This window comes from Leptothoe sp. EHU-05/26/07-4, assembly GCF_043421015.1.
GTDB lineage: Bacteria > Cyanobacteriota > Cyanobacteriia > Phormidesmidales > Phormidesmidaceae > Leptothoe > Leptothoe turfae.
The window spans coordinates 1,382,037-1,402,298 of the sequence record NZ_JAXSQV010000002.1; the positions used below are offsets into that span (position 1 = coordinate 1,382,037).

Consider the following 20,262-nt stretch of genomic DNA (forward strand, 5'->3'; position numbering starts at 1 on the left):
AATAACACTGCCCCTAATAACGCATAGCTGGGGGTTACCCGTCAATCTAAGGTTCGATTAACCTTTATTAGCTGGAAATTAAAATTACTTACCCAGAAAACTACCCAGCAGCAGCTTTTAGATTAGCTAGCTGGGCCTCACCGTAGATATACTGGCCTAACGCATTAGCCTGTCGTGAAGGCTTAGCCAAATGCCCCTTAAGTCTGGCCTCTTTTAATAAAGGACGCAGATCGCTCCAGAAAAATTCACCGCCACCACCCGTCACAATCACATCTGTAGCGCGCTCTGGCAACCAGCTTAGAAAACGTTGGGATAGCTCACGGGCAAAGCTCTTTCTTAAGCTAGGCAGAATTTCATCCAAATCCGTTGGCCGAGAAGCCCCCTTGGGACGATAAAAACGCTCCCCTTCGAGATTATGTACAGCCGTAATTAAGGAAAGGGATTGACTATCAGCTCCATCAATTTGCGCCGCCACCCGCTCATAAAACTGAGCCATCCCAAACGATTCACTTTGGGACGCCCCACGGGCAAACCGGAAACGATCAATGGCCAGAAAATCCGTCGTTTGATGGCCAATATCCACAATGGCGACCGATAGATTTGGGAAATCAGGACTGGAAGTGCGCTTATTTTGAGCCTCACTCCAAATTAGACTGCCGTACCCCTCTGGCATCACCCAAACCTTGTCTATATTTATTTCCATGGACTGGCCTCGATAAACCATGACATGGGGAGATGTCAGTAAACTGATAATTTCTGACTTTTCGCTATCAAACTGCTCCTGGGAGTGATAAGGCAAACCCAATACAACGCCCAGGTTGCCCTTGAGGCCAAAGTAACCTACACAGGCCAACGTTTTCACCAGGGCATCATCTACTTTAGATTGCCCCACACCTAGATCAGCCCCAAAGTCAGCAGCCAAATGCCCAACGGCATATCCCTTGCCCTGGTATTCCAACCACATATCAAGCAACGGATCGCTGGGTTGCGATTCAAAGCCACCCCGTCGAGCTTGCTCTACTGTCAGATGGGCAACATTCGAAGGAACTAATACCACATCATTCTGATTTCGCTTAATACAGGTTTTCGTGGCTGTACGACCCAGATCAATGCTAAGGAGCTTCATCGTAGAAGTAGGCATAACGCAAGTTGGGAGCTAAAAAACTTTTGACAACGAATAACTAACTCAAACCGATACTAACTGTGAAGATACTGCTAAGTAAAACCCCATATCAAGGTCGGCAGCTCAAGTTCTGATACATCATGCCGTACCCCTGGATAACCATGGGTCGTCTTCGTGACAAAGCTGTCATTTCAATTAAAATTAGTACATATACAGACCCAATAGCCAGTTCAATTGTACTATAAGATGTAAATCACACTCAACCTCCCGAATAACCGAGGGTTTTAGTAGCAAATAAAACCTTGAATACAGGGTTATTACATGGAGTTTGAAGAAAACCTATGAGTCCGTCCATGTTTTAGAAAATTGTGTCTACGCTGGTACCCAATGACAGCGCCAATATTACATCGTAGACACTAGGAAACAGGTTATGGCACAAAGTTTTGGAGTAATTGGACTGGCGGTGATGGGGGAAAATCTAGCCCTCAATGTCGAACGCAACGGTTTTCCGATTTCTGTTTACAACCGATCGCGCGAAAAAACCGATGCCTTTATGGCAAATCGAGCAGTTGGTAAAAATGTTGTAGCTGCCTATTCCCTGGAGGAGTTCATTGCTTCGCTAGAGCGCCCTCGTCAGATTTTACTGATGGTTAAGGCGGGTAAGCCAGTGGATGCTGTGATTGAGCAATTAATGCCATTGCTTGATCCCGATGACATGATCATCGACGGTGGTAACTCCCTATATGAAGACACCGAGCGTCGTGTAAAGACCCTGGAAGCGGCAGGTTTTCGCTTTATCGGCATGGGTGTAAGCGGCGGTGAAGAAGGAGCCCTGAATGGTCCCAGTTTGATGCCCGGTGGTACCCGTGCTGCCTATGAGTCCATCGAATCCATTGTCAGAAAAATTGCGGCCCAAGTGGATGATGGTCCCTGTGTCACCTACATTGGCCCCGGCGGTGCTGGCCACTACGTCAAGATGGTGCATAACGGCATCGAGTATGGCGACATGCAGCTAATTGCCGAAGCCTATGATCTGATGAAAAATGTCTTGGGTTTGGGACATCAGCAGCTCCATGAAATCTTTGCCCAGTGGAATACAACTGAGGAGTTGGATTCCTTTTTAATTGAGATTACGGCTGATATTTTCACCAAAACCGAAGGTGATACGGCTCTGGTAGAAAAAATCTTAGATGCTGCTGGTCAAAAAGGCACTGGTCGTTGGACAGTGATGAATGCCCTGGAAATGGGTGTGAGTATTCCCACCATCACAGCAGCGGTCAATGCGCGGATTATGTCTTCTCTTAAGGATGAGCGGGTGGCCGCATCTACCCAGATTAGCGGTCCCGATGGCACGATCACGGATAACACCACCCTGTGGATCAACAAGATTCGGGATGCGTTGTATTGTTCTAAAATTTGTTCCTATGCTCAAGGAATGGCCCTGTTGCGTAAGGCATCAGAGACCTATGATTATGACCTGGATCTAGGCGAATGTGCCCGCATTTGGAAAGGTGGCTGCATCATCCGCGCCAGATTCTTGAACAAGATTAAGCATGCATTCTCTGAGAATCCTGTACTGCCTAACTTGTTGTTGGCTCCTGAGTTTAAGCAGACAATTTTAGACCGCCAGTCTGCTTGGCGTGATGTGGTTGCCATGGCCGCCCAATATGGTGTGCCAGTGCCTGCCTTTAGTGCATCTTTAGATTACTTCGACAGCTACCGTCGGGCTCAGCTACCCCAGAACCTCACCCAGGCTCAGCGCGATTACTTCGGTGCTCACACCTATCAACGTGTGGACAAAGACGGTACCTTCCACACAGAGTGGACTAAGGAAACAGCCACGGTCTAACGCTTTACTGTTGATAAACAAGATTGGTTAAGTTCCAAAAGGGTCTGTCATTTCAGCAGGCCCTTTCTTTATGGGAGTAATCTAACCTTCAAAGAGTACCGGAAGAGGTTGGCATGCTGGACGCATTTCAAGTATCTGAGTCACATTGCTGTGATTCAGATACTATGTTCGCTGCTTCAAGGCGACTTCGAAACTCTGCATCATAGATAGCAAAGCCTTTATTTTTAGAAGTTTTGACCTGTTCGATCGTCAAACCTAAAGCTCCTCGAAAATCTGTACACAGCAGATCTGCATTATCTAAATTAGCGCCTGTCAGATCGGCACCGCTAAAATCGATACGGGCTAAATTGGCATCACTCAGATTGATCTCTTTAAGATTACTTCTTTGAAAATCAAAGCTCCCTAGATCCAAACCTGCTAGAAAATCACTATTTTGGAACTTTTCAAACGACAGACACGATAAATCCAGACGGTTTTCTTGTCGACGGCCTTCTAGATAACTCTTCAAGTTATTCTCTGTAAACTCGCCTTGGCCAGGTATATGTCCAATTACTGTGGAATTATATTTGGCAGATTCTTGCAGTAAAAAGTTAGCTATTCCACAAAGTTGATCTGTATTTCTAAGTTCATCACTGTAGATGGCAACACTATTGTTTGTTGCAGCAAGAATCTGTTCTACATCAATGTTTGCTGAGGGAATACCAGAAAAATTAGTGTAATATAAATTTGCCTCAGCCAACTGAGCATCGCTTAGATCGCTATTGGCAAGACTCACTCTAGTCAGTATGGAGTTGCTAAAATCTGCGCCTGAGAAGTTTTCTCCCTCAAAGAATTTTGTATTTTGAAAGACGGTTAAGTCATAACAGCTGAGATCAATAGTCTCGTATTCTCTTAGATTGTTCAAATATGCTGCCACCTCTGTTTTTGAGATCACCTCGTCCTCATTGCCTGAAGCTTGTTTCTTAGCATCATAGGAACGGATTGACCTCCTATCATTAGGGCGTTGTTTGATTAAGAACTGCACTTTCCTACACAGTTCTTCTTGACGCCTCATGGACTGGCTAAATAGAGCAACCTTCCAATTACTAGTTTCGGAGATAAGGTCTTCGAGATTGAGCTCATCCGAACTCACCTCGGTCAAGTCAGCATATTGCAGATCAGCTTCAGTCCAATTGACGTTGGATAAGTTACTTCCTTTAAAGCTAACTCGCGCTAACTTAGAATGACTAAAATTAGCCTCTGATAGGTTAGTTTCTTCTAAACTAAGCAAGACTAGATGTGAGCGACCAAAATCTGCCCTCTGTAAATCTTCTCCCTCAAAAAAATCTACATTACTGAAGTTTTTAAAGCTATAGCAACTAAAATCTAAGCTTCCACTGCCTCTTAACTCACCAATGTATTTTTTAAACTGAATTTCATCAAAGTGTCCTTTCCCCTCACCATTGGGATTGCCCCCCTTAGGCAAATGTCCCAAGACTTGAGAACTTGAATTACCATCATGTATAAGGAAATAAGGCTCGCCAATTGAGGAGAGCACAGAATTATCACCTTTACAAAATTCTCCCCTTAATTCCTTGCTGTAAGCTGCTAATCTTTCGTTTTTGGTTTTCACTAACTCCTTGACATCAATCATCTCAGGAGTAATACCTGTCAAGTTCGTGTGCGTGAGGTTGGCGTTTTTCAAAGAAGCATTAGAGAGATTTGTACCACTAAAGTTGACTTTATTTAAGGTTGAGTCTGTAAAATTGGCATTGATAAAAAGCTCAAGTTCATTGCTCAGAAAGTCTGAATCTCTAAAGGACTGAAAGTCAAAACAGTCTAATGGAATTTGTTTTATTTCATCATCCCCATTACTAGCAAGATTCTTTATATGGTCTATAAATTTTCCCTTTGTCATCTGACTGGGGAAGTGACCTAAAAACTTAGGAGGTGATTCTGTACTGAAAACAGAAAACTTAATTTCACCACATAGAAATCTATTACCTTCCGAAGTGCTTTTATATGTTCTCAGTTCAGGATCATATATGGCACTTTTCCAATTCTTTGCTTTTCGGAGTTCTTCAATAAAGACCTTATTATCTCCAGAAATCTTAGCACTTCTGAAATCTGCTCCTATTAAATCTGCACCATTAAACATATTTTCATTAATGCCGTCTCCAAATCCCCCAAATGTCGCCCATCTAAAATTTACGAACTCAAGAATGGCGTTTTCAAAGGTTACATTGGTTAAATCGGCATTGTAGAACGAGACATTAGTCAAATCAGTGCGGGTTTTATAAGCAACATCAGTTCCCTGATGTTGGCCCGAGGATTTTTTTTCATCAGGTTTGAGGCCTTCTTCAGAATCTGGTGCAGCTATTTCTGATATTGCATTAGAATCTACCTCCTGACTATCAGGAACAGACTCGTTACTTGGAGAACTTACCTGATTGTCAGAAGTCGTCGTAGCCTGAGCCGAACCATTGGACGTAGTATCATCACTCAACTTTACAACTTGGGCCGAAGCATTATTTTCCTCAAGACCCGTTTCATTTTCAAGCTCTGATGAGTCACTAAAATCAGCTTGAAGTAAATGGGCATGGTCAAATCTTGAGCTTTGCAGCTTTGATCCACGAAAACTTGAGCGAGCCATGCTGACACAGGTAATGCCGTCTCGAATACTGTTAGACCAGCCTTCCTGTTGAGATCTCTGAACGCAATTGGGTTCGGGCTCGGCATTAATGTCTTTTGTATCCGCTGTTCTATTCTTGGCGTTATTCCCTTTAAAAAAATCAGTGAACCAGGCCCATTGACCTCTGGCAGTTAGCGATTTCTTTATTTTCTCAAGGTTGTTGGGGCTAAGATTCAATAGAGTTAGATTTTTCTGATTTATCGTAATCCCATCTAGAGACCTGCCTTCAGCTGCGAGCAGTTCAATGGCACTTTTGATTTGTAGACTTCTGTCACCCACACCAGCTGTATCGATTGATTGTAGGGCGGCTTGGATCGATTGTTCTCGGGCTTGAAGGATTTCTTCTCGTCTTAGTTGATTACTTGCGGACCATTCCCAAATAAAACTTGACGCAGTGATTAAAGACGCAACTCCCCCGAATAGAACTACCCAACGCCCAGATAGATTAACAAACCAGATACCACTTGCCCGTAGCCAAATCAACGGTTTTGTAAAATCAATTCGCTGCGGGGTATGGCGGATCCTCTGGGCTACCATGAATTTATGATAGGACTTGCGGATCTCATCTTTAGGAATATCGAATTCTTTATTGATAAATTGAAAAGCTGTTTCCTTCTTGATCAGCCAGTTTTGGCTAAATAGTTTTTTGTTATTGTACAGGTCCTGTAACTCATCTATGGTCTCTCCTGTAATTAGCTTACTGCTATCAGATAAACCCTCATTACGACTTTTTAACTCCAGAGCAGATATATACTCGAAGATTTTATCGATTACGTCCCAGTTGCCAAGAAGGGCATGTGGTTTTTCTGAGGCTTCATCGGTTTTAGAAGACGTTTGTGACGTTTCCGAAGCTTGGCTAGTTTCTTGGGGTTCAGGGATTGGAGAAGAGTCGCTCATGGTGGTAAATTTCTGAATGTCAAAGATATGACTCCAGGGGCAGCAGCGAGATCAGCCATGGTTATCGAATACCCTTTATATGGAGAATGCTATTTTTGAACTCAGACGCTTTTAATGTCGCAGGTGCTTAAATTTTCTCTGAATATCTACGTTGCAATCGGTTATATCTAGTCTAAGCAATAAAAATTTGCATAATCAGCGCCAAACCCTGGCTAGATGCTAAAAAAATTGATTACTAGCTTTGGGTAGAAAAATAAATTAGCAATTTACTCTACTTGTGTAGCCATAAGGCATCTTGTACTGGTTTAAATTCAAAGGGCTCGTCATTTTCTAAAAATAACGAGCCCTTCGGATTATTGTTTATTTAATCAATCAGTGCTTAGCCCCTAAGGTTGCTGCTCAGTTTGGTTTTGTGTCAGTTGGACGGGAGCTGTAATATCCGCAACAGCCAGGTACAAAAAGCCAGAGAATAGACTAATGCAGCTGAGGGTAAACCAGGACCATCTAAATCGTGGTTGTTCGAGGTTGGGGTCTTGAGGGTGTTGCATATGACCAGTATAGGCAGAGGTATAAAAAGACACATCTATCTCAAGCTAAACGTGCCCACCTGGCTTCACTGACTATCGATAACAATATCGATTCACTAAAGTTTCAATTATTTCATTTTTAGGAGAGTTTATGGGTGTTTCTACTAAGTTGATAAAATCTATCTATCCGCAATTATCCTGAGATTTCTCAGTCGATTAATGATGGCGGCGAGTTCATAGCGACGAAATTCACTGAGGTCGGCCATGGGATAAGGAGTGAGTGAGTCAAAGTCTCCTCGGTTTACCCAGTCCATGATGTCGTCTAAGAGACTTTTTAATGAGTGGGAACGATTTTGCTGTTGCCAGGTGAGAATGGCGTGGGCGATGGCTCTGGTTTGATTGGGCTCTATGAGTTGTTCAATGCCGCGTAGGTCGATATTTTCTTGGCCGATGGTTAGGGTGGTGAGACTTTGGGTTTTGACTTTAGCCGGTTTGCGATCGGTGTCAAATTTAGGTAGCTGAATGTGTCGTTGGGTGATGGTGCCAAAGTTCTGACCGCCTTCTATTTTGCGATCGCTAGGATACTCAGCCGCAATTGCCTTAGCCTCAGCAGTGACATCCTTAGCCCCATAGTTATCCAGGGCAATCACATGGTCAGCCACTTCAAAATAGTCACCGCTGCCGCCCATGACCAAAACCGTAGAAATACCGTGATCGGTGTAAAGCTGTCGGACCTTATCAATAAATGGGGTGATGGGTTCTTTATCCTTGGCGATGAGCGTTTGCATGTTGCGATCGCGAATCATCAAATTCGTCGCCGCCGTATCCTCATCAATCAACAATACCTGCACCCCAGCTTCAATCGCCTCTAAAATATTGGCGGCTTGGGATGTACTGCCGCTAGCGTTAGTGGTACTAAAAGACCGGGTGGATATTCCCTGGGGCAGCCGATCAATAAACGGTGAAATATCCACACCGGTCACACTGCGACCATCCTCTGCTCGAATCTTGACAGTGGCTGTATTGGCGACTACCTGTTCACGACCGTCACCAGGGATATGATTATAGGCCCCCTGGGCAATGGCTTTGAGTACTGTCGATTTGCCATGGTAGCCACCACCGACTATTAACGTTACCCCCTGGGGAATACCGAGACCTGTGACGGGTCCACCATGGGGGGTTGGTAGGGTAGTCTCTAAAGAACCTGGCGATTTAAACGGCATGGCTGTTGCTAGAGGTCGAGAATCGACACCGCTACGTCTGGGTAAAATTGAGCCATTGGCGATAAAAGCTACGAGGTTTTGAGCCGACAACTGCTGTCTGAGGGCATTGGCATCTTCGACGGTCGCAATATGCTGCTCCACAGCCTGACACCATTGGGGCTGATAGTGTAGAGCCGTAGCCACAAGATGCGGTAAATCTTGAATTAGCAAATCCCTGACAGCGTGACCTGCGATTCTGCGGCCAAAGGCAGGTAAACCCACCCCCAGGCGCAGCTCTATCCCCTCGGCAGTGACCTGCACAGCTGTGCGCGCCAAAACAGCCTGGCTAGTGTCTGCAATGATCAGTCGACCGCTTTTGCCGGAGCCCCGCCGTTGCTGAATTTTGGGGATGGCCTGATGAATTTGCCGATGCAGAAAATCGGCTAGCACGATGCGTCGCGTTTGGTCATGCCAGTAGGTTTGTGGCCATTGACTGTGTTGGTGACTGGTCCAGAGGCTGACCCGACTGGGGGCAGCAAAGGGATCTCCCTGAATATGGGCCAGGATGAGCTTAAACCCAGGGAAGTCATAGCTGCCCTTGAGGCGTTTGTAAGCAGAGTAGCTGCGTCCATCAAGCTGCTCTAGCTGTTGCCTAAGGGCATTGTGTGACGTCATGGGTGGGATGTGAACGGCATTTGCGTCAAGCAATCATGATTTTACGGTTAAAGCTGATCATTTTCACCGCGTTAGATCTGTATAAGTCTTGCAATACAAGCAATACAGTTCATTGTGACGTCAGTCACATGACCCAGTGTTAGACGTCATCAGCCATGTCTAGAGGTATCACTTAGCTAGCCCAAAAATTCATCAATACTAGTTACATAAGAGGTGTAATCACGTATCCCATGGCTTATTTGTCAGTTCACCCCCGTTGCCCGAAATTCGTCAAGTCTGCTCTCGTTTTCCTCGGTGCTACCTTGCTAAGCTCAGCTAGCGCTCTAGCCAGTCCTTTATCTAATGCCCCCCTGGTAGACGGTGTTTATCTATATGGTCAACAACCAGCAGCGGCTCAACCTGGGTCAGTTTATATGGTGTTTGAAGTAACTGGCGATCGCACGGTTGGTGCTTTTTACATGCCTAGCTCTTCATTCGACTGTTTCCATGGTGATATCTCTGCGACCCGTTTAGACTTAATGGTTGTGGACAGTTACGAGCAGACAAGCCATCCCTACTCTCTTGCAGTTGAGACTCAGCCGACGCTAGCTGCCGGTGGTGCCGCTCCTGAATTTGGTATTGATGGATTTACTCGTATCAATACCCTATCTGAGCTAGATGAAAGAATTTTAGAAACTTGTCATGCCGATCAAGCTGGCGTTATCTAGGGTGTCTCAAAAGTAGCTGACAGACTGCCACACAAAGACGGTTCATGATTGAGTTTCTAAACTAAAACTTTGTTAAAACATTTGACATGAACAGACCGTAGAAAGTTGTGTACGTGTAATGGATATATAACTGGGCGGTTTTGCCCTGAGTTTTTATTGCTAGGTCTGATAGTTTTTCCTCTTGATTGATTTTTTTAGGTTATTTTTTACGGCTGATAGAATATTGCACCGTACCACTCGCCCTCTTGATAAATTCTTTCTAGAATTCTTCTTTTAAGCTGAAAGAAAATAATCAATTTAAATAGATTCCGTCCGGATGCCCCCCTGCTGACCACGAGCAAACATCAGTGAGGGGGCGATTTCTTTATCAATTTTTTATCCACCCTGCATAGATATGGAGATTCGGTCTTCGTTGATTCATAGACCTATAAATTCCTTTATCCTTCGGGCAAACTGAAACCATATCTGTTGTCTACAGGGCTATACGGATTACCCCACTTTCTCAACTTCGGCTCTCCAGGCTGTCGAGATGCAACGAAGATGGGTATATTTTTATTACATAGTTAAAAAACTTAATGTCTGGAGTAATCTTGGTTAACACCGATTACTTAGTGTCTTTTATAGGTTTCGACTCCATATCCTGGCAGAGGTCCACAAAATATGTTTGAACATTTCACCAATGCGGCAATTGCGGTGATCATGCAAGCTCAGGAAGAGGCAAGACGCCTGGGTCACAATTTCGTTGGTAGCGAGCAGTTACTACTTGGGATTGTGAAGGAAGGCTCTAGCATTGCCGCTCGAGTACTCAGTGATTTTGGAGTCAACCTGGCCAACTCTCGTGCTGAAGTGGAGTCTATTATTGGTCGTGGATCTGGTAACGGGCCTACTGAAATTCCTTTTACGCCTAAGGTTAAGCAAGTTTTTGAGCAGGCTTTCCAAGAGGCACGTAAGCTGGATCATCCCTACATCGAACCAGAGCATTTACTGCTGAGTCTGACTCAAAACGTAGAAAGCGTTGCTTATCGAGTCCTGACTAATTTAGGTGTAGATCCTACTCAGGTCCGTACACAGTTGATTCGCACCATTGGCGAGGTGTCGGCGGTGACGGCTGGTGGTCGTTCCCGTGATGGTGAGCGACCGGAACAGGCCTCTAAGCGCAACAGCGGTGTCCTGGCTGAATTTAGTACTGACTTAACGGAGCTAGCCGCCAATGGAAAGCTGGACCCAGTCATCGGTCGCTTTGAAGAAATTGAGCGGGTGGTGCAAATTCTGGGTCGGCGCACTAAGAATAACCCCGTGTTAGTAGGTGAACCGGGTGTAGGTAAAACTGCGATCGCAGAAGGTTTAGCCCAGCGCATCGTCAACCAAGATGTGCCTGAGGCGTTATTTGACCGTCGCGTTATCAGTCTTGACCTGGCAATGCTGGTTTCGGGTACCCGCTTCCGGGGTGACTTTGAAGAGCGTCTCAACCAGGTAATGTCTGAAGTACGGGAAGCTCAAAACATCATTCTAGTGATTGATGAAATTCATACCCTGGTCGGTGCCGGTTCGTTAGAAGGCAGCATGGATGCGGCTAACCTGCTGAAGCCCGCCCTGGCTCGCGGTGAACTTCAGTGCATTGGAGCGACGACCCTGGAAGAATACCGCAAGTACATCGAGAAGGATGCAGCCCTAGAGCGTCGTTTTCAGCGAGTGACTGTGGCACCGCCTTCCGTCGAAGATACGTTAGAAATTTTGGGCGGTATTCGGGGACGTTACGAACAGTTCCACCGGCTGACCATTACAGATGAGGCCCTTGAGGCCGCAGCGACGCTGGCAGATCGCTACATCAACGATCGTTACTTGCCTGATAAAGCTATCGACTTGATTGATGAAGCCGGCTCACGGGTGCGTTTGCGATACTCACAGAAAATTCCGGCTGGGGAGAAGCGCACGGAGCTGCGTCAGGTGCAGGGCAAAATTATGGAGCTTTTGGAAAGTCAGGCCTTCAATGATGTGGCAGCTTTAAGGGTTAAGGAACAGGGTCTATTGGCAGAGTTATTGCCCAATGGCACGCCCCATCCTGAGGTCACGAATGAAGACATTGCCGACATTGTGTCCTCCTGGACTGGCGTACCCGTTAACCGCTTGTCTGAGTCAGAATCTGCCATGATTCTGCATCTGGAAGATACGCTGCATGAACGTGTAATAGGCCAGAACGAAGCGGTCGAAGCGGTTGCTAAGGCGGTGCGACGTTCTCGTGTGGGCATGCGTAACCCCAATCGCCCCATTGCTAGCCTGATTTTCTCGGGTCCCACGGGTGTCGGTAAAACTGAGTTAGCTAAAGCGTTAGCAGCTTCTGTCTTTGGTGCAGAAGACGCCATGATTCGCGTCGATATGTCGGAATTTATGGAACCTCAATCGGTGTCTAAGCTGATTGGCTCTCCTCCGGGATATGTGGGCTATGACGAAGGCGGACAGCTAACCGAGGCCGTACGCCGTAAGCCTTACACCGTCATTTTGCTGGATGAAATTGAAAAGGCTCATCCCGATGTCTTTAACATTTTGCTACAGCTGTTGGATGATGGTCACCTAAATGATGCGAAGGGCCGCAAAGTTAGCTTCAAGAACACCTTGATCATCATGACTTCGAACATTGGTTCCAAGGTGATTGAGAAAGGTGGCGGTGGTTTGGGCTTTGAGCTCAGTACCGATGATGAGATGACGTCTCGCTATAACAATATTCGTAACTTGGTTAACGAAGAAATGAAGCAGTTCTTCCGCCCTGAGTTGTTGAACCGTATTGACGAGATTATCGTCTTCCGTCAGTTGATCAAGCAGGAGGTTGCTCAGATTGCCGATATCCTCCTTGCTCAGGTAACTGGACGCCTGGCTGAACGCAACATTACCTTTGAACTCACCGATGCCTTTAGGGAGCACCTGGTGAATGAAGGCTATGACCAAACCTATGGTGCTCGCCCCATGCGTCGAGCCATCTCTCGTTTGGTAGAAGATTACCTGGCTGAAGCCCTGCTGGCAGGAACGATCACAGATGGCGATACGGCTGTTTTTGATCTGGATGATGATGCTCGAGTTGTAGTTAGGTCTGCGAAACAGCCTGCGTTGGTGGGTGTTAGTCGTTAGCGACTTAGGTGCCTTAAGCCCTTAGGGCACCCCAATTTTTATGGGTGCCCATCTTTTCAGCTTTGAATTAGCGATTGCTCGGTCATCTATCCCAGTGGCTGAACCCGACTGGGTGGCCAGTAGATTTTGTAGGCTGCCCCTAGAATGTTGGCTTCAGGAACATATCCCCAGACATGGGAATCCTGACTGTTGTTACGGTTATCGCCCAATACAAAATAACTGTTTTCGGGCACGGTTTCCGGTCCCCACCCATAGGCAGATGTTGCTTGAGCGTAAGCTTCTGTAAGCGGGCGATTGCCGACATAAACACGACCCTCTTTAACGGTTATTTGCTGACCCGGTAAGCCAATCACGCGCTTTACATACAGTAGATTCTCGGCTGTCTCTGGCTCAGGAAGATCGAGCAGGGCCTCATCGGGTGGGGTAAATACAATAATGTCGCCAATGTTAGGGCGATACGTTTGATCACGCCGTACAAAAAGGCGATCGCCCACTTGCAGGGTCGGGGCCATGGACTCACTTGGGACAATGCATTGCTCAACCGCCCGTTGAATCCAGCCTGGTATTGAACCTAAGCACAGTCGGATCACCAGGAGACCGATAACGAGGCGTGCGATCGCGTCAGCGCTGGCTTGGTAGTTTGCACCTGATTTACCCCTGGTTCGATGGGGAAAACTGGCATACACGTGATAACAACTCAGTGCCCAAATCAGCGGTGGAATGGGCACCAACTGGGGAATAGAATTCGCTAGCCAAGCCGTCAGCAGACCTGTACCAAGAAATAACCCACCAGCCAAAGCCTGCTGTAGATACAAATGGCCTAATCCAGGCAACAGCTGTGATAAAAAAACGGCATACCAAGGATCGGACCTGCCCTGAGGTACTGAAATCCGGCTGGCGTACCCCGGTTGAGTGCCACGATAGGCATCCAAAATACTAAAGCTATAGACCATGAGGAAGCAGCCTATCGTCCAAAATCCCCACATGGTTTGGCCATGGGCCCCAAAAATAGACCATGTGGCATAGCCGATCATGACAACTGCCATTAGCACCAGGCTGATTCCTTTCCACCAGAAAGCGCTGTATAACTGCCCCAGCCCTGGAAACACCAGCGAATAATTCACGGCTAGCCAAGGGTTCAGATGGGTTGACCGGCTTGACTGAAACGATGGTTTCATGCTTCAAGTATCAGTAAAAATTGACGATAACCTGTCAAGGAGCGCGAACGTATAGCAACCAGTTATAGGCTAACAGCGTACTATGACGGCAAAAGACATTAGTAACATTCTTCGAGACCTTGCTGATCCTGTTATAGCAGAACATTCACAACGCTTCTTTAAGACAGGAAAAGGTGAATATGGCGAGGGTGACCAATTTCTCGGCATTCGTGTTCCTGCGCTTAGAAAACAGGTGAAAAAGCATCAGGCAACATCACTACCAGACGTCAAAAAACTGTTAATGTCCCCTTTTCATGAAGAACGCTTGTTTGCGTTGTTACTCCTGGTGCACAAATTTAGCCAAGGTAACGATGCCGAGAAAACAACGATTTATCAGCTATATTTGGACCATACTCAATACATCAACAATTGGGACTTGGTGGATAGCTCAGCTTACAAAATTGTGGGTGTTTACCTCGAAACAAGGGACCGACAAATTCTCTATCAATTAGCTCAATCCTGTAATCTCTGGGAAAGACGAATTGCAATCATGTCCACGTTTCAGTTTATTCGCAACGATCAGTTTGACGATACGCTACAGCTGTCAGAGTTGTTGCTAAATGATTCAGAAGACTTGATCCACAAAGCTGTGGGCTGGATGTTGCGAGAAATTGGCAAGCGGGATGTGGCAACTGAAAAAGCGTTCTTGAAAACCCATTACAAAACAATGCCTCGCACCATGCTGCGCTATGCCATCGAGAAATTTCCAAAGCAAGAACGGCAACAGTATTTGACCGGTGATTTGACTGGTGTAGTATGAAAATGAGAGTACATCCTTCACGCTATACCTACCGCTCCATGGCATCAATCTGCCTCACTGCGGTTAAGGCTGCATAGCTAACGCCAGCGGTTCCTTCCCCTGGATGCACACAGTCTCCTACCAGCCATAGCTTAGGAATCGGCGTCCGGGTGGCAAAGCCAAAGGGACCAAAGGTCGATAACCGCTGACCGATGCCGCCTACCATGCCCTGGTGTCGAGCTGTGTAGCGCTCAAAGGTGCGGGGAGTGCCCGATTCAGCGTGGATAATGTGCTGTGGGTCCAGGTTGAAGTATTGGTTTAGTTTTGCGATCGCATCCCGTTCATACTCAGCCTTCAAAGCCCCATAGTCATCACACTTTTGCCATGCCTGCACATCCGTAAATGACGACGCCACGATCGTTGCCTTGCCTTCAGGGGCACGACCATCTCCCGATCGACTGACTGACACAAACAGCGAGTTATTCTCCCCAATTGGGCCATCATAGTCATAGAGAAACTGTAGATGCGGTGGGCAATTTTCAGGAATCGCCGCTTGATCGACACCGAGGTAAACCACAAAAGCTCCCGATGACGGCATCAGCTTATCCACCCGCCGCTGATAGCCTTGGGGCGTTTGCTCACCCAGCAATGTGGTTAAATTCTGCACGGTCACATTAGCGACGATATGATCGGCAGACTCTAACCAGATGTCATCCGTTTTCTGATGGCGGACCTGGGCAAACCGGGGTCGATTATTCTCTAGCTGAATTTTCTCAACGGCATGTCCCAAAAAAACCTGACCGCCAAACTGTTTGATTGCGTTTACCAATGCAGTGCTCAACCCCTGCATACTGCCCTGTAGATGAAATAACCCCTGCGGCGCTTGGGATACGCCTAAGGCTGTTGCCGCATATAACAAAGCTGTTTCATCTGCACCCACCTGGGAATAGAGCTTGAGCTGTAGGTCCAAAAATGTTTTTAGTCGACGATTTTCATAGAGGCCATAGCCTTTAAGCAATTGGCCCACGGTTGAGAATGTGTAGGGCACTGTCAGCAGCGTGTCCGGTCGCAGTGCATTACCCAGCTGCCAAGCATCCCAAAGATTGCGCGGTGGCAACACCGGCTGTCTGGCCTGAAATCGCCAGCTATAGCTAAATAGATCGCTCAGCTTTTGCCAAAACGGTTCACTACCTGGAAACTGCTGTTGACGCTCGGTTTTCCACCGCTGCGGATCCCGCCAAACATTGATCGGCGTCGTTTCTCCGGGTAAGAAAACGGCACAAGCCGGATCGCAATGCTCAGCTGCCGGTAGATCTATCCCTAATTCTGAAAAAATTTGATGGTGAATTCCCCCTGGTTCTAAGCCAGCAACCTGGGTCGCACCGACATCAAAGGTAAACCCCCGTCGTCGAAAGGTAGACGCACAGCCCCCCGGCACCAGGGCCTGTTCAAAAACACGAACCTGGTAACCCCGTTTGGCCAGTAAAGCTGCAGCTGTCAGCCCGCCAATACCCGCCCCGACGACAAGCACCTTGGATGGGCCATAGTGTGTGTGGGATTCTACCAATGGGGTCATGTTTACATTTGTTTACCTGACCCTAGTGTAACGGTCTGTGCTGACCACTAGATATCTAGATCAATGATGCGGTGCTTGTTATCGACAGCTAGAAAATGCATCTGACCAGCAAATACAATCGTCAGCGTATTGCCTTGAACATCGTCAATGACTAAAACGGTTTGATCGTCTACTTCAACATGCTCTGCCTTAAGGATGCGTTGGGGCTTTTTCTCCGGTTTAGGCAATGTCCCTTCAGATAGGGCGATACCCAGGGTTTTAGTGGCCTTAATCAGTAAAAAAATCGGTTCGTTCTGATTGGCTTGACGGGTGATGGCTTCGGGAAGCCACAATGAATCCCATAGTAAACAAAGAACAGTTTCACCATAGGTTTCTGCACTTTGATACGTTCCTAGCAAATAGGCATCGTGCAATGTGTAAACCTGGCTGAAATGACTGTAAGCCTGACATAGACCATGTTGCCAAGGTAGATTCCCTAACAAAATATTTTCGCAGAGCCAGCGTGGCAGGGTGGGTTTGGTGCTAACAAATACCATAGTCAAGACGTATGGACTAAAGAAACGGCAATAATATGAGTCCCCTAGATGCCTCCAAAGACCTTTGGCATAGAATCAATCTTGAGCCATTGCATTTATTGATCATGCAGCGGCTCAAGCCATATATCATCCATGGGTAAGAAAAAATCCTATGCCGTGTTTGTCCATAGAATTATTCCTACTAACTTTATGAATCCAGTAGCTTCTTAATGAAATCTTTTTGATAAAATTTCTTTCTACTAGTGAAATAAAGACTCGTATATCTCACATAGGTAAATTACTGTATTCAGCATCTGACAGGTATCACAGGTGCTTTAAGGAATATTAGCTTAATAATTTAAAGTGTTGCTGCTCCGAACTATGATTCTATTCAGCCGGATCGGTAACAACATCTCATAATAAACCCATAATTGTGCTGATTGATGAGGCCAGTAAAAAAATAGGAACATTCCTACGCATGGGAGAATTAAGTGACACTAGATCCTCTTGCACAACAATAATAAGTTATTCATAACTCTCTGTCCATAACAGTTTCAGCGGCATCAATTGAAGCTGGGATTTTTGGCTACTGACTTCTTTCTGGCTACTAACCTCTGAGTACCATGCTTAGGAAAACGTCTCGATTTGAGTTGATACCCCGTTTTCAGAGAATAAGATCTTTGCCATTGCTGATCCTTGGGAAGATTTAAGTGAAAAAACATTGATGTAGAGTGATCTTGCCAGATCGATCCATTTTCTAAATCAACAACGGTAAGTCTTGCTGATCTCATCTAAATTCAGTAGGACATTAGATGAGGTAATTGTTTCTCGTCAGCGATTTTACGTTGTGCCTTTTGTCACTTCGTTAGTGCTTACATCAACTCACAAAAGAGAATGTGATTGCTATTTCCACGTTGCGGTAGGTCTTCATCACTTGCAAAGTTCTCTAATAACTAAGGCTTTAAATATTTTTTAGCAAAAATGTTTTCTCGGCTGTCTAGTTATACAGACAATCAAAAACATAGGGTTCTATGTCAGTGATCATTGCAACGTACTCAATGTTATGCTAACCGCCATAAACTTCGTAAGACCTACTAATAATAATGTCGGTCATAACAGAGTAAAAAAACTGGCTTCGCTGATCCTCGGCATAATTTCATCCTTCAGGTTATGGATTGATATTCTAATAGATTGCTCAGTTTCTCCCCTAAATCAGCAACAGCAAAAACTCAATCTAGTTGGATGTTTTTTCGAATTGATAGACCGTTGATCCGTCAACTTGCCGGTTTTCCTGGTCAAAACCTGATTAATTATTGGAGCCAGACTTCCCTGATATCAGGACTTTAGCTTGTGACACTAAAAAACTAACATGGCAATACTGAGTGAAGCCATGGCCGCCTAAATAACACTGAAAACATGTACCAAGATCATTGCAATTATTGTTTTTTGATGATAATGAAAAATGTTAAATAGGTAACTTTTTAGGCATTAGCATTAGCAAAATCTGACTTTACAGAAACTCCGCACAAAGAATATAAAGATACGTAGCTCATTTTTAAAATTTAGGTTATGTTAGACCCAGATATGCAGTTTAATTACTAACGCTTAGTGCTTCAGAATGTTTATCTGTTTTCATTTCTGAAAGCCCCTAAGAAAATTTTTCTTGTACGCATCTATGGTTAGATACAGTCAACAATGTCTATGTGAATCTAAAAGTCTTCTATTTTTGCTAGATACCTGATAATCGTCATTCATGCTCGTGGCTTTTAAGTTTTAAGCGTGGTTTCCCCATATGAGAACGCCTAAAAGCCAGAATGGCAAGCAAAATTTTGACTAGATGACATTTAAGTACTATGTTTACATCGACTCCGTTTCCCTTCTTGGGGTGAGTGCACAAGCAGATTGTGTCGGTAGTCCACGAGTCACTGTTTCCTGAATGGTTAGTTAAGGCTAGATCTTATTGTTGTCCTGTATGTAAGCTTACGAAGACTGGTTTTTCATCTATAGTGTGTGATCCCAAAAAATAAGAACTGTAGTAGACGGCAGAGTTTTAGTTAGATATCTGTAGGATACCTATGGGTATGTGGCTCTGTTGATTCTTAGCGTGCAGTTCTTGACGAGTTTTTCAAGTTTCAATGTTATCACTGCCTAAATTCTCTAGCCCTGTGGTGGGAAGAGTCTTGCATGTGGTTTACATCTGTGATCAGTGATGATGCGATCGCTTTAGGCATCTAGATGTTTGTATTTATTGTTGGCAGTCATCATGAAAAAGCATTTTTCAACTAGAGGAATATTTCTGATTAAGCTGACTCTGATGTGCCTGGTTCTAGGAGAATCTGCAGGCCGCTATGCGGTTGCCCAGTCTACGACTCCAGCTGAACCGTCGTTACCCCCCTTGCCTGTCGAAACATCAAGTTCATCAGAGTTGGCGGCCCCTGATCCTACAGTAGGAGAATCCTACATCCTGGGTGTTGGTGATTACTTACGCGTAGATGTGTTTAACATCCCTGACTACAGTGGTGAATTTCGAGTATTATCCAGTGGCAATCTAAATATTCCCATCGTCGGAGCCATTGATGTTGAAGGTCTTTCTCTCCAGCAAGCAAAAGTTCAGATTGAACAAACCCTTGAACCCTATGTTCAGCGTCCTGTGGTTACCCTGAGTGTGCTTGAGACGCGTCCTATTCAGATTGCCATCGCTGGTGAAGTCCATCGACCTGGCTCTTATCGAATCTCCGCGCAGAGCGGTACAAATGTTGCAGCTGAAGATATCCCCACCTTGACCCAGGCAATTGAGTTAGCAGGGGGAATCACCCAGTTAGCAGATATTCGCCAAATTGAAGTGCAACGTCGGCTGCCGCGCTCATCAGCTGCCTTAGTATCGAGTGCTACTTTATTAGCTGATCAACGTCATAAGGAAAATAAATCCCAAACAGTTGCCGTCAATTTGTGGAATCTCCTAAAAGAAGGTAATCTCAATGAAGACTTGCAGTTGCAAGATGGCGATCGCATTATCATTCCTACGGCTAGCAATCTGAATTCAGATGAAGCAGCTGAACTAGCCACGGCTAGCTTTTCACCTGATGAGATTTCCGTAAATGTTGTTGGGGAAGTAGAATCTCCTGGCAATATTCGGATCCCTCCCAATACACCGCTTAATCAAGCAATCTTAGCTGCAGGTGGGTTTAATAATCGGGCTCGAAAAGGAACCGTAAGACTTGTTCGCCTAAATCTCAACGGTACAGTATCCCAGAGCGATATCGACATTGATTTTGCTCAAGGGATTAATGAGGAGACTAACCCATCCTTACGCCCGAACGACACGGTTATTGTCCAACGTTCTGGAGTTGCTAGTGTAGGCGATGCATTCAGCTCGGTTTTATCACCTTTAAACTTTGTTTTGCGTTTGTTGGGCATTTAGGAAAGTGTGGGCTTTGAGTC

The 20,262-nt window shown here is 45.6% G+C and carries 11 protein-coding genes; 5 read left to right on the forward strand and 6 right to left on the reverse strand.

Annotated elements, in window-relative coordinates; all coding sequences use genetic code 11:
- Window positions 1-100 precede the first annotated feature (100 nt).
- Entirely contained in the window at window positions 101-1,141 is a 1,041-nt protein-coding gene (gene fcmB, locus U2F10_RS07635) for a filament morphology actin-like protein FcmB (RefSeq protein ID WP_163670921.1), read from the reverse strand.
- 412 nt (window positions 1,142-1,553) lie between these two features.
- On the opposite strand from fcmB, the gene gnd reads away from it, so the two are divergent.
- Window positions 1,554-2,972, forward strand: coding sequence for an NADP-dependent phosphogluconate dehydrogenase (gene gnd / locus U2F10_RS07640; RefSeq protein ID WP_499871552.1), 1,419 nt, complete (start codon window positions 1,554-1,556; stop codon window positions 2,970-2,972).
- A gap of 127 nt (window positions 2,973-3,099) precedes the next feature.
- Here gnd and U2F10_RS07645 read toward each other — a convergent pair whose 3' ends face one another.
- Window positions 3,100-6,540, reverse strand: coding sequence for a pentapeptide repeat-containing protein (locus U2F10_RS07645; protein ID WP_499871554.1), 3,441 nt, complete (start codon window positions 6,538-6,540; stop codon window positions 3,100-3,102).
- Window positions 6,541-7,246: 706 nt separating this feature from the next.
- A complete protein-coding gene (locus tag U2F10_RS07650) occupies window positions 7,247-8,944 on the reverse strand; it encodes an ABC-ATPase domain-containing protein (protein WP_499871556.1) in 1,698 nt (565 codons plus the stop codon).
- A gap of 302 nt (window positions 8,945-9,246) precedes the next feature.
- On the opposite strand from U2F10_RS07650, the gene U2F10_RS07655 reads away from it, so the two are divergent.
- Entirely contained in the window at window positions 9,247-9,651 is a 405-nt protein-coding gene (locus tag U2F10_RS07655) for a hypothetical protein (RefSeq protein WP_163700838.1), read from the forward strand.
- 660 nt (window positions 9,652-10,311) lie between these two features.
- Window positions 10,312-12,774 (forward strand): ATP-dependent Clp protease ATP-binding subunit, encoded by a 2,463-nt coding sequence (locus U2F10_RS07660; RefSeq protein WP_163670910.1) that lies wholly within the window; start codon window positions 10,312-10,314, stop codon window positions 12,772-12,774.
- An 86-nt stretch (window positions 12,775-12,860) separates the two neighbouring features.
- On the opposite strand, the gene lepB is transcribed toward U2F10_RS07660, so the two are convergent.
- Window positions 12,861-13,952 carry a signal peptidase I gene (gene lepB, locus U2F10_RS07665; RefSeq protein ID WP_163670908.1) on the reverse strand — a complete coding sequence of 364 codons (1,092 nt, stop codon included), beginning with the start codon at window positions 13,950-13,952 and terminating at the stop codon, window positions 12,861-12,863.
- 82 nt (window positions 13,953-14,034) lie between these two features.
- Between lepB and U2F10_RS07670 the strand changes: the two genes are divergently transcribed.
- Window positions 14,035-14,751, forward strand: a complete 717-nt coding sequence (locus U2F10_RS07670; protein ID WP_499057306.1) for a DNA alkylation repair protein — start codon at window positions 14,035-14,037, stop codon at window positions 14,749-14,751.
- Between the two features lie 28 nt (window positions 14,752-14,779).
- Here the strand turns inward: U2F10_RS07670 and crtD are convergent, their stop codons facing one another.
- Together crtD and U2F10_RS07680 are read right to left on the reverse strand one after the other, a co-directional pair.
- Entirely contained in the window at window positions 14,780-16,306 is a 1,527-nt protein-coding gene (gene crtD / locus U2F10_RS07675; RefSeq protein WP_163670902.1) for a C-3',4' desaturase CrtD, read from the reverse strand.
- A gap of 47 nt (window positions 16,307-16,353) precedes the next feature.
- Window positions 16,354-16,842 carry a hypothetical protein gene (locus U2F10_RS07680; protein WP_006519472.1) on the reverse strand — a complete coding sequence of 163 codons (489 nt, stop codon included), beginning with the start codon at window positions 16,840-16,842 and terminating at the stop codon, window positions 16,354-16,356.
- Window positions 16,843-19,084: 2,242 nt separating this feature from the next.
- Here U2F10_RS07680 and U2F10_RS07685 point away from each other — a divergent pair.
- Window positions 19,085-20,242 carry an SLBB domain-containing protein gene (locus U2F10_RS07685; RefSeq protein ID WP_163670900.1) on the forward strand — a complete coding sequence of 386 codons (1,158 nt, stop codon included), beginning with the start codon at window positions 19,085-19,087 and terminating at the stop codon, window positions 20,240-20,242.
- The last annotated feature ends 20 nt before the right edge of the window (window positions 20,243-20,262 follow it).